The organism is Polynucleobacter sp. 73C-SIWE, assembly GCF_018882465.1.
In the GTDB taxonomy this organism is placed as follows: domain Bacteria; phylum Pseudomonadota; class Gammaproteobacteria; order Burkholderiales; family Burkholderiaceae; genus Polynucleobacter.
In genome coordinates, this window is the sequence record NZ_JACVOK010000002.1 from 95,019 (window position 1) to 109,461 (window position 14,443).

Below are 14,443 nucleotides of genomic sequence, written 5' to 3' on the forward strand. Positions count from 1 at the left end.
TTATAGCAGCTTATTTAATAAGCTTCTCATCTCCAGGATAGTTTCTGAGGGGGTTAAACCAATTGGGCCAACACCTTGACGAACTAGACTATCAGCTGCTGTTGCATGTAGTTGTACGGCAATGCCCGTAGATTCCCATAAATTGAGTTGGTGGCGAACCCCCTGGACTGCGATTGCAGCAATACTTCCCGTGAGAACGTCTCCCATGCCTCCGGTGCCCATGCCTGGATTGCCTTCTTGGCACTGCAGGGCAGGGTGTTTGGTTGAGCCAATTAAAGTGTGCTGACCCTTTAGGACAACAATACATTGCGTCAGTGCAATTAATTGTTCTAAAGTGGCTAAGCGATCAGATTGAACGTTCTCTGTAGCAATACCGAGTAGTTTAGCTGCTTCGCCTGGATGCGGTGTCAGCACAACCTGATCAGGAAATTGTTGATTACGATTTTGTAATGCCGATAAAAGATCTTTTGATTCTGCAATCAGATTGAGTGCATCTGCATCAATCATTAAAGGAATGCTTGGGTATTGAAGTACTCCAATGAGTAATCTAGAGGCAAGAGTGGACTTACCAAGTCCTGGGCCAATCGCAATGACATCAGGCTGAGTAATTCTTAAGACATCATCAATCTGTGTACTTGCCAATCGAATCATTAGTTCAGGAGACTCTGGGCATGCTTTTGCGGATGCGGGGTCTAATATTTCTAGAATGGTCCAGCCAGCACCTAGATGCAGGCAGGCATTGCCAGCAAGTAAAAGGGCGCCTGCCATCCCTGGCGCGCCGCCTATTAAAAGAGCTTTACCTGCAGTGCCTTTATGTTCACTAGCACCGCGTTTTAAGCGCTTGGCTAATGCAAAAGTGTCCAGTTTTGATGTTGGTGCGGTCATATCAGTAGTATCACCCTGATTGGGGTGTTTGAACTCATTGTAAGAGAGAGTATGCTGAAAATATGAAGATCCAATTTCTTGGTGCTGCTGGTGAGGTTACTGGTTCACGTCATTCTGTAGAGCTCACTCTTGCTGGAAGGCAGAAGCGCTTTATGGTTGACTATGGAATGTTTCAAGGTGGGCGAGAGGCTACGAATAAAAATATAGAGCCCTTACCATTCTCACCCAACGATCTTGATTTTATAGTGCTGACGCACGCACACATTGATCACAGCGGTCTATTACCACGTTTGTGCGCTCAGGGATTTAGCGGCCCTATTTATTGCACTACCGCCACTTTTGAGTTGTTAAAAATTTTGCTACCGGATAGCGCGTATTTACAGCGTGCTGATGTTGATAGAGCAGATCGCAAGCAGAAAGCTGGAAAGTGGCGCGGGGAAATGCCCATCGCCTTATATTCTCGTGAAGAGGTGGATCTCGCTTTATCGCAATTTACAGTTTTGCAATATGGGCAAGTAGTTGAGGCGATCCCAGGTATTCAATTAGAGTTTCGCAATGCAGGGCATATTCTGGGGTCGGCAATAGCCATCATAGATATCACTGAAGATAATGCCCAGAAAAAGCGCTGTGTTTTTTCGGGAGACATTGGGATGAAGGGCAAAGTTCTGATGCCTGACCCCGACGTCATTTCAAATGCTGATGTGCTACTTGTTGAGTCAACTTATGGAGATCGCCAGCACCGTAGCTTGCAAGATACTGAAGATGAATTAGTGGAGGTGATTTCATCCACAATGACTGCACACGGCAATATTGTGATGCCTGCTTTTGCAGTTGGCCGTACACAAGAAATTTTATTCCTATTGATTGATCTTGTGAGAAGAGGGCGCCTGCCGCATTTAAGTATTTGGGTGGATTCACCTATGGCAACTGCTGCCACCCATTTGACTCAGCATTTCTTTTCACAGTTAGATAGTCAGTCTCAGGCAACATTTGAATGGTTCAAGGCCAATCCAGAGTCTGTCGATTTACGATTTATCGCTGATGTTGAGGAATCTAAGGCGCTCAATAAAATCAAAGGAGGCGCCATCATTATCTCGGCAAGTGGCATGTGCGATGCTGGACGCATTGTTCATCATTTGGCCAGTAATCTACCGCGTGAGCAAAATGCCATCATCATTACGGGATTTCAAGCGTATGGAAGTTTGGGTAGACGCCTGGTGGATAAAGCTAAGAAGGTACGCTTATTTGGTGAGGAGGTACTCGTGAAGGCATCCATCCACACCATCGGAGGATTATCTGCCCATGCGGATCGGGCTGGCTTGCTAGATTGGCTGAAGGGATTTGAGCTGCCGCCTAAATCAGTCTTTGTGGTTCATGGTGAGCCCGAGTCTTCCTCGGTATTTGCTGAATGTATCCGAGATGAATTGGGCTGGAAAAACGTCATCATCCCTGAACGCTTACATACCTACCCTTGTTAGGCTAATGACCAGATCCTGCTTGTATTGATTGACATAAAAAAACCGCGGCGGACCGCGGTTTGATTTAGCTGAAGAAAAAATTACTTCTTAGCGTCTGCTGCTGGAGCCGCTGCTGGAGCTGCTGGTGCAGCTGCTTTCTTAGCTTCTTCCATGTGAGCTGCTTCTGCGCCATGCTTTTCGCCGCCCATATCAATGTCGCCGTCGCCTTTGATGAGTAAATAGGCGGTGGCACTAATTAATACCAGTACCATGATGATGATTGCACGGTTGCTCATTGCTTTTCCTTCAGTTTGGTTGAAATTAGCCCAATATTAACCCTTGTTGGAGCCGGGGTAAATCCCAACTACCCCTAAGGATCTCTAAATCAGGCTGATTTAGGTATTAATACTAAGTTTTGGGCAGAATGATTAGGTCTTATTGCCATAAATGTAAGGGGTAAGATGGGCATGACACCGATACCTAAGGCAAGCATATGAGTTCAAAGCTCCCCATTAATAACGCTCAGACCATTACAGATTTTTTAAGTCTGGAGCCTCATCAAATTTCTGAAGAGAGTTCAGAAGAGTCTTATAAGTTTGCATTTGATGATGAAGCATTTTTAGCGCGCAGAGAAACGATTGGAATTCGTTTCGAGTTAGAGTTGTTAAAGCCAGAAATTCTACTCAGCGAGCATGGCATTGATCACACCATCACAGTCTTTGGCTCAACGCGTTTTGTGAGTCATGAAAAAGCCTTGGAAATGGAAAAGGGCGCTCAGACTGCTGATGAGAAGGCTAAAGCAAATAAAGCCTTACTGCATTCTCGCTATTATGAATCTGCTCGTGAGTTTGGTGCCATGGTTGCCCAGTACAACAACGCCCAGACTGAGGACTCCAATAAATTACATATTTGTACTGGTGGCGGACCCGGAATTATGGAGGCTGCTAATCGCGGTGCATTTGAAGCGGGGGATAAAACGATTGGCTTTAACATTAGCTTGCCACGAGAGCAGCACCCTAATCCATACATCAGTCCAGGTTTAAGTTTTCGTTTCCACTATTTTGCTTTGCGTAAGATGCACTTCATGCTGCGGGCAAGAGCAATCGTTGCATTTCCTGGCGGATTTGGCTCCTTTGATGAGCTCTTTGAGGTACTCACCTTAATGCAGACTAAAAAGGTAACCCGCTTTCCAGTCATTCTGATGGGTAAAGAGTTTTGGAATCAGATGGTCCATTTTCAGGAGATGATTGAGTTTGGCGTGATTGATGAGGGCGACATGAAGGTGATCCACTTTGCTGAGACGGCAGAAGAGGCCTGGGGAATTATCAGTAATCACTATCAATTAAGTTGATAGAGTCTAACCAGGCAATCGCTTCGCCTGTAAAATACGTAAAAGCCTAATCATGACTCCACAAGACGCCAGCATCGCTTCCTCTCTAGATCTACCCAGCTACTTACTGGGTGCCGTCATGCTATTGCTGGTGATGATTTTTCATGGCCTTGTACTGCTGCAAATTGCCAAACGATATGAAGTTAAATCTTTTTTGTATTTGGCTGAAAAGAAATATTCAGAAGTTAGTCTAAGTTTCTACATTAGTATTTTTTGTTTGTTCTTAACGCATATCGCTGAAATAATTATTTGGGGTATTGCTCTGTATGCTTTCAAGCTAGTTCCGGCCTTAGGTCAAAGTATTTTGTTTAGCGGTAGCACTTATACCGCTATGGGGTTCATGGAAGATATCCTGCCTGAAGGCTGGAAAATGTTAGCTGTCATTATTGCCTTCTCTGGTATGTTTGCTTTTGCCTGGACTGCCTCGGTCATGATCTCCATGACTAAAAACTTTCGTCAAGCCTATACCAAGCATCACATGGAAAAACTCAATATTTCTTCTGAAGTCATTGATCGTTTTAAATAGGATATGACCAAGATATGGGATGCCGTCATCATTGGCGGAGGAGCAGCCGGCTTATTTTGTGCCGGAGTCGCAGGTCAACTAGGAAAAAAAGTATTAGTTCTTGATCATGCTCCAGTATTAGGTGAGAAGATCCGTATTAGCGGCGGTGGCCGCTGTAACTTTACTAATGTGCACAGTAGTCCGGCGAATTTTCTTTCTTTGAATCCCCATTTCGTCAAAAGTGCACTTGCTAAATATCCATCAAAAGAGTTTATCAAGCTAGTGAGCACCTACGGTATTGCTTATCACGAGAAGCATCAGGGACAACTCTTTTGTGATGACTCTGCCAAGCAAATTATTGAGATGCTGATGTCAGAGTGCGCTAAGGGTAAGGTCAGTATCCGTAATCCTGTTTCGGTTGAGTCTATTGCCCGCGATGCATCCGGCTGGAATGTCCATACCAACGTGGGAATTGAAAAAACTAAGGCAGTGGTGATGGCTACAGGTGGTTTGCCAGTTCCGGCAATTGGCGCTACTGCTTACTCATTGGATATCGCAAAACAATTTGGGCTTTCGGTAGTAGACCCACGGCCCGCATTGGTACCGCTATCGTTTACTGCAGATAACTTCAGCAATCTTAATGATCTAGCTGGCCTAAGTGTTCCCGTCAGAATTGCCTCGGGTTCAAAAGGCCATCGTTATGGCGCCTGCCGATTTAATGAAGACTTGCTCTTGACCCATAAGGGCTTATCGGGTCCAGCAGTTCTACAGGCAAGTAGTTATTGGGTTGAGGGTGAGCCGATTCATATTGACTGGCTCGGTGCCGTTGAGGTGGAGGGTGGATTTAATTGTGATACGTTATTTAATGATGATGTTAATCGTTTAAAACTTGCTGAGACCATACTGTCTTCTGTTTTGCCGCAGCGCTTAGCCAAAGCCTTTGCTGATCAAAGAAATCTCAGTGGTCGCAAATGGGCTGAGGTATCCAAGAAAGATCGTCAAGCCCTAAAGGAGTTACTCACCAATTGGTCTGTGAAGCCTGCTGGGACTTTGGGCTGGAAAAAGGCCGAGGTTATGTTAGGTGGTGTAGATACGAAAGAGCTAGATGGCCAGACCATGATGTCACGTGCACATCCGGGGCTATTTTTTATCGGCGAGTGTGTTGATGTTACTGGTCACTTGGGTGGTCATAACTTTCAATGGGCTTGGGCCAGTGGTTTTGTCTGTGCCCAGGCGATCTAAGATTTAATCACTTTTTGCCCTATAAAGTATTAAGGCTGATTTCTCATCCAGTCAGCAGTATTAAAGAGAGACTCTTCTAACTGCTTGGCGACATTACCCTCAATGCCACATTCTTGAAGTGCTTGATACATGCAAGCTAGCCACTGATTACGTTCATCTAAGCCGATCTTAAAGGGGAGATGTCTGGCCCTCAGCATGGGGTGACCATATTTGGGTGAATAAACATCTGGGCCACCCATCCAACCGGTTAGGAAGAACTTCAGCTTTTCTCGAGAGCTGGAAAGATCTTGAGGGTGCATAGCCCTCAAATCAGAAAACTCAGGCTCTAGGGCCATTAAATCGTAGAAGCGGTCGACGATCTCATCTACTCGATCGATCCCACCGATTGCCTCATAAATTGTCTGTCTTTCAGTCATATTGTCATTTTAATGCCTTAAATTAGGGGGAAATTGGCAGTTTGCTAATTTCGGTATAGAGTTGAAGTGAAGACTTTCATAAACCCTTATTGATAGGAGCTCAAAAATGGATGCAAAAGAATTGCAAAAATGGCAACGTGAAAAAGCTAAAGAAATGTTTGATTACTCACATACGCTATTAGAGGCTGCGAAGAAGCTCAGCGAGCATCATCTTGCAGAGATGGAGTGGGGTATGAAAAATGCCTTGGAGAGCGCAAAGTCAGCTGCTAAGAATGATTTGGCAAAGCTAAAAGATTTGCAGGAAGAGGCTGCTAAAGAGGCTGCTAAACGCGCAGCCACTTATCAGAAGAAAGTTAAATCTGTTTTAAAGGATCTCGGTGATAGCGCTGCAGATGAGACAGAAAAGCACCTGGAGAAAGTTCGCGCTTCTTTAGTAACCTGGCTTGAAGACGCCGAAAACAAAATGCCCGCACAGGCAGATAAGTTATCAAAAGTGGTTCATGAGATGTCCACCACTGGACAGAAGATGTTCAAAGAAGGGCGCCGCATCGTAAATGAAGTTGCAGACGCTGCTGAAAAGAATATTGACGATATGGTCAAGAAATCTTCGGGATCCAAGAAAAAGTCTGACTAATGAGCTAACGCAGTACTTTATTCACAGTCAAAACCGCCTCAAATATTGGGGCGGTTTTTTATTGCCAGCCCTGTATCCATAGCTCGCTATTGGTGAGGTCACGCCAGGCAATCAGCGAAACCTTCTTTGTATAGACTGCCTCAATTTCAACAAACTCAATTTTTTCGTTTGGTGGCTCCGGAAGAATGACTTTACTTACCAAGAAATGCTTCTGTTTAGCAATCGGTTTCACTGCTGTCCATTTAGTCAGTAAAAGTTTCTTGGGGCTCAGTGGATTCATGGCTGTTTTAGAGAGCATTGCATTGATAGTTCCTTTCTCTGGTAATGAGTTCACCAGAGGACGGAGTAAAAACATGGCTTGAATTTTGGATCACTGGTGGGCATTTTTCATCAAAGTAGCTTTGATTACCCAGGCTGCCGCAATAGTCAAGCTTGAGATTCTGAAATTCCATCTGCGCTTTTCTTAGCACCATAGAAATTTTCATCTCCGTAGCTGAGTTACAACTCCAACTCGTATAGGTTTCACGCTCGCAGGCTAATAAGCTGAATAGAGTAAGAGCCAAGACGCTAAGTCGAATCAATTTCAGGTGCATGAGCTTAGCATAGCGAATATTTTGAATCCGCGTCTAGCGCGCATCAGAAGCGAATGACTATAAAACCCAGAAGTGATGGGTTCCATCCTTACCCAGTTGATCGACTAAGCCAAACTCCCAATCTAAGTAAGCCTGCATTGCTGCAGGATCAACGCTAGTACCCTCATAAGGCCGTTTATAGCGATCTAATGGTGGAGAGGCTAAGTGACTAGGTCCTTTCTCGAGGGCAAGACCGGCAGCAGTCCAGGTAGTATTGCCACCCTCCAATACCAACACTTCAGCATTAGTAAGGGATTGAAACTCTTGTGCAACAAAAATGCTTAATTCAGTTGGGGTGCTAGTGAGTACATAGCGATCTACTTGCGGAATCTGTTTGATTGCATCAGCTAATTGTGAGCGCAATGCATACCAGCTGCCTGGAATATGACCCTTCACGTAATTGGCGTGGGTACTGAAATCCACCGCAATCGTATTGCTATCAGACTGAAGCCACTGCGAGACCGTGCCAGAATCCACAAATTGAACCTGGGGTAGTGTGGGTAGAGGCGCTTTCCAAATTCCTTTCTCAGTAAGATCAGAACTCTTAATGCCATCAACCACATAAACATCCCATGCCATCTGTGCCAACCAAGAGGCTGGCATATTGGCTCTGACGCTACTACTCGGGTCTGCTAAGACAATACGGGCGCCACGCACTGGAGCGACCATCTCCGTTTCTTGCACTAGTTGGCCGCCTGGGACAGAGCGAAAGTCTGGAAGATGACCTACTTCATATTCTTCAGGCGTACGCGTATCAAAGAAATACGTTGTGCGCTCTGATTGGAGTTTCCATTTTTCAATTTCAGCAAGGTTAGTACGTTTTACATTTGCTCTGTCGGCAACATTGCGTGACCGATCTGATGCCTCGCTTGCCGTGCTCTCACTCACTTCCTTAAATTGACGACTCTGACCTATGTCTAATTCTTGTCCAGCAAGAGTCCAGCCAATGGTACCGTTCCGCAGTGCATTGACCTCATTCGGAATACCAGCATTAATCAAAGACTGTGTGCCAATGATGCTTCGTGTTCTGCCAGCGCAGTTCACAATGATCTTGGTTTTTGGATTAGGTGCTAGCTCAGGAACACGCAATACCAATTCTGCACCTGGAACACTAATACCACTTGGGATACTCATGGTGTTGTATTCATCAAAGCGACGTACATCTACCACTACAACATCTTCTTGATCATCCAAGAGTTTTTTAACCTCTTGGGCTGATAGAGAGGGAGTGTGACGCTTAGATTCCACTAGCTCTCCAAAAGACTTGCTAGGTACGTTGACATCTCGGAATAATTCTCCACCAGCAGCTTTCCAGCCCTGAACTCCACCTTCGAACACAGATACATCGGTATAGCCAAGCGCAATTAATCGCTGTGCTGCAAGGGTGGCATCACCTTCGCCATCATCGAGGGTAACGATAGGAACATTCTTTCTAGGTAGCTTGGCATAAGCATCAATCTCAATGCGGGAGAGAGGAACATTAGCGGCAAACAAAGGATGTTCTTGTGCATGAGGATCTTCCTCACGCACATCTAAAAAAGCAATCTCTTCTTTATTGAGGAGCTTATTGCGGACAAACGCATAGTGTTTAGTTGGAATACTCATATCTTTTCTTGGTTAATGTAAGTCGCTAATTAGGGAAGTATCTCTATCAATAATTGCAATTTCTTAAAAGTCTTTGGTGATATCGTAAGTGAGATTGGTGTAGGCGCTGAATGCAATAGAGTAATGCACCGCATTATGAAACCGGGCATGGTCTTCAGATGCCATTTTTTGCTGCGAGTGCAGCAAAAATGGTGCTTCCTGCCTAAATGACACTCAAAAGTTCTCACATTTAGGCATAGTCAGGAGCTTGTTTGGGCATCCCTTGTAAAAGAGGGTGGAATCGGCATTGCAAGCAACCCTGTTTCTAGGCGTTATCCCTGATAAAAAGGCCATTTCCCGCTGTTTTTATGGGGATATACTGACTCCGTTGTAGGTAGGAATATTTATTTGATAACGGGAGACAAGATGTCACAACACGATACATTGTTGGCTGCTTTTGAAACATACAAAGCTGAAAACGAAAAATTCATTGAAAAAGGCATTAAGGCATCTGCAGCACGTGCTCGTAAGGCCTTACAAGAAATCGCCGGCGCATGCAAAGAGCGTCGCAAAGAAATTACTGCTACAAAAGAGGCAATGGAAGCTAAGAAGTAATTCTCAAGCAACTTCATCCGCAAGCCTAGCCTTCATCAGCTAGGCTTTTTCCTTATTGGCTTCAAATCGCTACCGCAAAGAGTGTCAACTTCATTGCATCATTGCGTATTGCAACCAAAGCTTGATACTCAGGACTATGAACCCAAGCTTTTGCATCTTCTTGGCTCGGAAAAGTAAGCTCTACGAACGCGTTAAATCTGCTGCAATTTAATTCATTCCAAAATATCTCGGTAACACTGCCACGGTTTTGAATACGGCCCTTATAAAGCTCAACCGTTTGGCCAACTTTGCTGCGGTATAGTTCAAAGGCTTTTTGATCTGTCAATTCCATTAGCCCAATTACTTTTGCTGTCATATATATTCTCTTTTAGTGATCCATAAGAGAAGTTTATATCTAAGATATAGTTCTGAAATGAACAGGGCGGAATTTATTCAGATCTTGCAGCAGGAGGGTTATCCTGATCCTGTTGAAGTCAAGCAAACTCCCAATGGCTCACTAGGTGAGCACACTCATCCATTCGCAGTTAAAGCTTTAGTGATTGATGGAAGTATCGAGATTGCAATCCAAGGTAATCGCAAGACCTACTCTGCTGGAGATGTCTTTGAGCTTGAGCTTGAAGAATCCCATTCAGAGAGCTACGGGCCTACTGGAGTGACCTATTTAGCCTCAAGAAACTACTAAAGGCTTATCTTGTCGTTTGCTCATCTGGCCAATGACACGTGCACCCAAGAAGTGATGATGACTGAAGATATCAAGCACTTCTTGAACACATTCAGGGGCACAAGAAACGAGAAGACCGCCACTCGTTTGCGGATCAGTTAATAAGGCCAGTTGCGCTGGTGTGAAGTTTGCCGGAATGCCAACATCGGATCCATAGCTTTGCCAATTACGATCTGAAGCGCCAGTAATAACGCCATCATCCGCTAGTGCTTGAACATTGGATAGCAGGGGAACTTGGCTCCAGTCAATATGGGCAGTGCAGTTAGATCCTCTGGCGAGTTCCAGTGTATGCCCTGCTAACCCAAATCCAGTGACATCTGTTAAGGCATGAACGCCAGAAAGCTTTGCTAAGTCGGGGCCAGCAGCATTGAGCTTAGTAGTGTTAGAAATCATTTCGCGATAACCATCTGGACCCAGGACATCTTTTTTCAGGGCGGCAGACAGAATGCCTACACCAAGTGGCTTACCTAGTATCAACACGTCACCAGGTTTTGCGTTTGCGTTACTCTTGACACGCTTTGGATCGACTAAGCCAATGGCAACTAAACCATAAATCGGTTCAACGGAATCAATCGTATGGCCTCCCGCAATCGGAATCCCCGCACTACGGCAGGCTTCAGTACCGCCCTCCAAAATACGAGCAATTGTTTTATTGGATAAAACCTTAATGGGCATTCCAACTAAGGCCAGAGCAAACAACGGTGTGCCACCCATTGCATATATATCGCTGATTGCGTTAGTTGCAGCAATCTTGCCGAAATCAAATGGGTCATCCACAATCGGCATAAAGAAATCAGTTGTTGCTACGATCGCTTGAGACTCATTGATTTGATAAACAGCTGCATCATCAGAGGTTTCAATCCCAATCAGTAATTCTTTAGGGAATGGCAGTTGCGGAACGTTCTTAAGAATTTCAGAAAGAACACCAGGTGCAATCTTGCAGCCACAGCCACCACCATGAGAGAGGGACGTGAGACGGGGTTCATTAGCTTGAATATCTTGAGTCATGAAAATATTTTATCCGAAGGAGTTCTACCGACTGAAGCTTCTCTTGGGTGGGCTAGAGCGCTTTGCTGGAGCTTTTTTGGCTGGCGCTCGACCGGCTCCACCATTAGCGGTCTTAGGCTTTCTGGATTGCTGGTGCTGTTGACTACGCAGCTGAATGGGTTGAGCGACTGCATTGGGATCAGGTTCAAACCCTGTGATAACCTCTTGCGGTAATTTTTGCTTAATCAACTTTTCGATATCTCTGAGCATTTGATGCTCATCAATACAGACTAAAGACACAGCAACACCATTCGATCCTGCACGCCCAGTCCGTCCAATACGATGGACATAATCTTCAGATACGTTTGGCAAGTCATAGTTCACTACATGGGGTAGCTGATCAATATCAATACCACGTGCTGCAATATCGGTTGCTACTAATGCGGTTAACTTACCCGCCTTGAAATCAGCCAATGCTTTTGTTCTTGCTGTTTGACTCTTATTTCCATGAATGGCCATGCTAGTGATGCCATCTTTTTCCAATTGAGTTACCAGTTTGTTGGCGCCATGCTTGGTGCGAGTGAAAACTAACACTTGTTTCCAGTCATTCGATTGAATCAAATGGGCTAATAGCGGGTGCTTCTTAGTGCGATCTACCGGATGAATCAGCTGAGCAATCGCTTCGTTAGCACTATTGCTGCGAGCTACCTCAATCAGTGCGGGTGAATTTAAGAGACCATCTGCGAGTGCTTTAATCTCAGTTGAGAAGGTGGCTGAAAACAGGAGGTTTTGACGTTGCTTAGGTAGGGCAGCCAAAATCTTTTTGATGTCTCTTAAGAAGCCCATATCGAGCATGCGATCAGCTTCATCTAAAACGAGAATTTCAATATCGTTGAGTGAGACGCATTTTTGCGACATCAAATCAAGCAAGCGTCCTGGTGTAGCAACCAAGATATCGAGACCACCAGCGATGGCTTTAATTTGCGGATTGGCACCAACACCACCAAAAATGACGGTGGACTTCAGGCTGGTGTATTTGCCATAGGTGACAACTGACTCTTGAACTTGGGCTGCTAGTTCACGAGTAGGAGTCAGAATGAGTACACGTAAGAGGCGTTTGCCTGAGCTTGGTTTTATAGTGCTAAGCCGCTGCAAAATGGGGAGGGTAAATCCGGCAGTTTTGCCAGTGCCGGTTTGTGCTGCGGCGAGAAGATCGCCACCTTTCAGCACTGCAGGAATCGACTTCGCCTGAATTGGGGTGGGGCTGGTATAGCCTTCCTCAGCAATAGCGCGAAGAATAGGTTCGGATAAACCGAGGTCTGTAAATAACATAGGGGCCAATAAAGTATTGACCCGTATTCAATTAAACGACTATCCCGGTCAATGGGGTGGGCTGCCACGCTAGAGCGTTTGCAGTAAGAACCCTATTTTAAGTCATCTAGGCTAATTGGCTAAAAAGAGCCAATCTGGCAAGGCCTTGGGCTTTAGGGTGGTGGTATCAACACAAACAATATGCAATGTGGCACTGGCTATCACTTGCATTTCTTGCTCATCGCCATTCTGAATTTTTCTCTGCGCATTTTGTTTGACTACTACCTGCGTGCGACCCCGATGCTCAATGACTTGATCAATGTATAAAAGATCATCTAAACGTCCGGGCTTATAAAAGTGCATTGTTAGTTCTCTCACTGGCAGCAAGATACCAAAGTCATTGATGAGCTTGCTTGGGCTGAGATCACGCTGCGCCAACCATTCTGCGCGACTGCGTTCAAAGATTTCCAGATAGCGGCCATGGTAAACAAAGCCAGCAGCATCAGTATCGGAGTAGCACACACGATGAACGTATGGAAATGCAGGGTGGCTTATAGTCATAAGAAGTGGGTGATAATTAAATGGTTTTTTCTAATAAGAGAATCATATTACGATGGGCAATTCCTGCTTCGTCGTAGATGGGCCCCTCGGCTACAAAGCCGAACTTTGCATAAAAAGGGGCTGCAGAGATTTGGGAGTGCAGCACTAGGGTTGAGACTCCTTCTGCTTTAGCCACAGTAATGAGGCTACTCAAAATCGCTGCGCCAATATGTTGATTGCGATAGGCGCTTAAGACTGCCATGCGGCCAATTTGTGCATGATGATTACCCAGTCTCACTAATCGCCCAGTGCTTACACAAAGACCATCTTGGTAGGCTAAAGCATGCTTTGCTAAAGGGTCATGCTCGTCTAGCTCCATATTCTCTGGGACACCCTGCTCTTCGATGAATACCTTCTTTCGTATAGAGTAGGCCTCTTGGGAAGCCTCTTGCCAGGACTTAATGAGAATTTCTAGGGTATTCAAAGGGTTTGGTAATGAATAGTCAGTTGTAGTAGGGATATAGGCTTAATTTACCAAATAAGCCCAGGAAACTACATAGGTCATGGTTACAATGATTTATGGTCCAGATTTGGGCTTAACCTCACCTACTTACTTGCTTAGGAGTTATTTTGAAAAAATCCTTACTTACCGGTTTATTTGCTGCAGCGGGCTTAGCTTTTGCAACTTCTGTTTTCGCTCAGGCGCCTGCAAAGATGCTGCCTTTGGCTGCTGAAGTGATTGTGCTGACTGCAACCGTTGATTCTGTTGATGTCAAAAAGCGCATCGTTGTATTAAAAGATGCAAACGGTAACACAGCACAAATGAATGTTGCTAAATCGGTCAATGATTTAGAGAAGGTAAAGAAGGGCGATATTTTTGTGGTGGAGCATGCACAAGCGATTGCTGTTGGTTTAACAGCTGCTGCTAAAGATGCTAAGCCAGGTGTTTCAGGTGTGCGTTCTGTAACAGTAGCAGGCAAAGGTTCTGCTAAGCCATTTGAAGAAACTACCGACACTATCTATGCAACAGTGAAGATTTCCACAATCGATACAAAAACACGTATCGTTACTTTCACAATGCCAAACGGCGAGAAGCAAAAGGTTAAAGTTGATCCAGCAGTTCTCGGTCTTGAGAAATTCAAAGCTGGTGATGACGTAATCGTTGAGTTCGTTGACGATACGGCCATTGGTTTTGTAACACCTAAGAAGTAATACAGCATCTCTGGCACAGTGCCAGAGGCTGGTAAAAAGCCCGCAGATGCGGGCTTTTTCTTATCGTAAAGCTTGACTACTTAGGCGCTTTTAGCAACCATGACATCGGATGCCTTAATGACTGCCCAGGCTTGATCACCAACTTTGAGGTTTAATTCATCAACCGCTTCATTGGTAATGGAGGCGGTAACAATGTGGCCGCCACCAATATCCAACTTAACGTGAGAAGTGGTTTGACCCATTTTGAGTTCAACAACTTTCCCGCTCAGGGTATTGCGTGCGCTAAGTTTGACTTTCAGTTCCATGATTTCT

19 protein-coding genes are annotated in these 14,443 nt (G+C 45.0%); 8 read left to right on the plus strand and 11 right to left on the minus strand.

Going from position 1 to position 14,443, the window contains the following annotated elements:
* Nucleotides 1–885 carry an NAD(P)H-hydrate dehydratase gene (locus tag ICN17_RS06690; RefSeq protein ID WP_216236763.1) on the minus strand — a complete coding sequence of 295 codons (885 nt, stop codon included), beginning with the start codon at nt 883–885 and terminating at the stop codon, nt 1–3.
* A gap of 62 nt (nt 886–947) precedes the next feature.
* Between ICN17_RS06690 and ICN17_RS06695 the strand changes: the two genes are divergently transcribed.
* Nucleotides 948–2,363 carry an MBL fold metallo-hydrolase RNA specificity domain-containing protein gene (locus tag ICN17_RS06695; RefSeq protein ID WP_216236764.1) on the plus strand — a complete coding sequence of 472 codons (1,416 nt, stop codon included), beginning with the start codon at nt 948–950 and terminating at the stop codon, nt 2,361–2,363.
* Nucleotides 2,364–2,443: 80 nt separating this feature from the next.
* On the opposite strand, the gene ICN17_RS06700 is transcribed toward ICN17_RS06695, so the two are convergent.
* Complete coding sequence (locus tag ICN17_RS06700; RefSeq protein ID WP_216236765.1) at nt 2,444–2,638, minus strand: hypothetical protein; 195 nt, start codon at nt 2,636–2,638, stop codon at nt 2,444–2,446.
* A gap of 197 nt (nt 2,639–2,835) precedes the next feature.
* Here ICN17_RS06700 and ICN17_RS06705 point away from each other — a divergent pair, with 197 nt between their 5' ends.
* The 3 genes from ICN17_RS06705 to ICN17_RS06715 are packed head-to-tail and all read left to right on the plus strand — an operon-like array spanning nt 2,836 to nt 5,479.
* Complete coding sequence (locus tag ICN17_RS06705) at nt 2,836–3,693, plus strand: LOG family protein (protein WP_216236766.1); 858 nt, start codon at nt 2,836–2,838, stop codon at nt 3,691–3,693.
* Nucleotides 3,694–3,745: 52 nt separating this feature from the next.
* Nucleotides 3,746–4,258, plus strand: a complete 513-nt coding sequence (locus ICN17_RS06710) for a hypothetical protein (protein WP_216236767.1) — start codon at nt 3,746–3,748, stop codon at nt 4,256–4,258.
* A 3-nt stretch (nt 4,259–4,261) separates the two neighbouring features.
* Nucleotides 4,262–5,479: an NAD(P)/FAD-dependent oxidoreductase gene (locus tag ICN17_RS06715; protein ID WP_216236768.1), complete on the plus strand. Its 1,218-nt coding sequence runs from the start codon at nt 4,262–4,264 to the stop codon at nt 5,477–5,479.
* A 29-nt stretch (nt 5,480–5,508) separates the two neighbouring features.
* Here ICN17_RS06715 and ICN17_RS06720 read toward each other — a convergent pair whose 3' ends face one another.
* Nucleotides 5,509–5,895, minus strand: a complete 387-nt coding sequence (locus ICN17_RS06720; protein ID WP_216236769.1) for a group II truncated hemoglobin — start codon at nt 5,893–5,895, stop codon at nt 5,509–5,511.
* Nucleotides 5,896–6,001: 106 nt separating this feature from the next.
* Between ICN17_RS06720 and ICN17_RS06725 the strand changes: the two genes are divergently transcribed.
* Nucleotides 6,002–6,529, plus strand: a complete 528-nt coding sequence (locus tag ICN17_RS06725; RefSeq protein WP_087909713.1) for a hypothetical protein — start codon at nt 6,002–6,004, stop codon at nt 6,527–6,529.
* Between the two features lie 58 nt (nt 6,530–6,587).
* On the opposite strand, the gene ICN17_RS06730 is transcribed toward ICN17_RS06725, so the two are convergent.
* The gene (locus tag ICN17_RS06730; protein ID WP_216237570.1) at nt 6,588–6,809 is read right to left on the minus strand and encodes a TIGR02450 family Trp-rich protein; all 222 of its coding nucleotides are present in this window, start codon (nt 6,807–6,809) and stop codon (nt 6,588–6,590) included.
* A gap of 370 nt (nt 6,810–7,179) precedes the next feature.
* Complete coding sequence (locus tag ICN17_RS06735; RefSeq protein WP_216236770.1) at nt 7,180–8,766, minus strand: rhodanese homology domain-containing protein; 1,587 nt, start codon at nt 8,764–8,766, stop codon at nt 7,180–7,182.
* Between the two features lie 405 nt (nt 8,767–9,171).
* Here ICN17_RS06735 and ICN17_RS06740 point away from each other — a divergent pair, with 405 nt between their 5' ends.
* Nucleotides 9,172–9,360, plus strand: a complete 189-nt coding sequence (locus ICN17_RS06740) for a hypothetical protein (protein ID WP_087909716.1) — start codon at nt 9,172–9,174, stop codon at nt 9,358–9,360.
* 61 nt (nt 9,361–9,421) lie between these two features.
* On the opposite strand, the gene ICN17_RS06745 is transcribed toward ICN17_RS06740, so the two are convergent.
* On the minus strand, nt 9,422–9,715 hold the full coding sequence (locus ICN17_RS06745) for a DUF1330 domain-containing protein (RefSeq protein WP_216236771.1): 294 nt from the start codon (nt 9,713–9,715) through the stop codon (nt 9,422–9,424).
* A gap of 57 nt (nt 9,716–9,772) precedes the next feature.
* Here ICN17_RS06745 and ICN17_RS06750 point away from each other — a divergent pair, with 57 nt between their 5' ends.
* A complete protein-coding gene (locus ICN17_RS06750; RefSeq protein WP_216236772.1) occupies nt 9,773–10,042 on the plus strand; it encodes a cupin in 270 nt (89 codons plus the stop codon).
* On the opposite strand, the gene selD is transcribed toward ICN17_RS06750, so the two are convergent.
* The 4 genes from selD to ICN17_RS06770 form a co-directional block, all read right to left on the minus strand.
* A complete protein-coding gene (gene selD, locus ICN17_RS06755; protein WP_216236773.1) occupies nt 10,028–11,089 on the minus strand; it encodes a selenide, water dikinase SelD in 1,062 nt (353 codons plus the stop codon). The genes ICN17_RS06750 and selD overlap by 15 nt on opposite strands.
* A gap of 24 nt (nt 11,090–11,113) precedes the next feature.
* The gene (locus ICN17_RS06760; RefSeq protein WP_216236774.1) at nt 11,114–12,400 is read right to left on the minus strand and encodes a DEAD/DEAH box helicase; all 1,287 of its coding nucleotides are present in this window, start codon (nt 12,398–12,400) and stop codon (nt 11,114–11,116) included.
* A gap of 111 nt (nt 12,401–12,511) precedes the next feature.
* Nucleotides 12,512–12,940 (minus strand): YbgC/FadM family acyl-CoA thioesterase, encoded by a 429-nt coding sequence (locus tag ICN17_RS06765; protein WP_216236775.1) that lies wholly within the window; start codon nt 12,938–12,940, stop codon nt 12,512–12,514.
* A gap of 16 nt (nt 12,941–12,956) precedes the next feature.
* On the minus strand, nt 12,957–13,403 hold the full coding sequence (locus ICN17_RS06770; protein WP_216236776.1) for a GNAT family N-acetyltransferase: 447 nt from the start codon (nt 13,401–13,403) through the stop codon (nt 12,957–12,959).
* A gap of 146 nt (nt 13,404–13,549) precedes the next feature.
* Here ICN17_RS06770 and ICN17_RS06775 point away from each other — a divergent pair, with 146 nt between their 5' ends.
* Complete coding sequence (locus ICN17_RS06775; protein ID WP_255538344.1) at nt 13,550–14,131, plus strand: hypothetical protein; 582 nt, start codon at nt 13,550–13,552, stop codon at nt 14,129–14,131.
* Nucleotides 14,132–14,211: 80 nt separating this feature from the next.
* On the opposite strand, the gene ICN17_RS06780 is transcribed toward ICN17_RS06775, so the two are convergent.
* Nucleotides 14,212–14,436 carry a molybdopterin-binding protein gene (locus ICN17_RS06780; RefSeq protein WP_087909723.1) on the minus strand — a complete coding sequence of 75 codons (225 nt, stop codon included), beginning with the start codon at nt 14,434–14,436 and terminating at the stop codon, nt 14,212–14,214.
* Nucleotides 14,437–14,443: the final 7 nt, after the last annotated feature.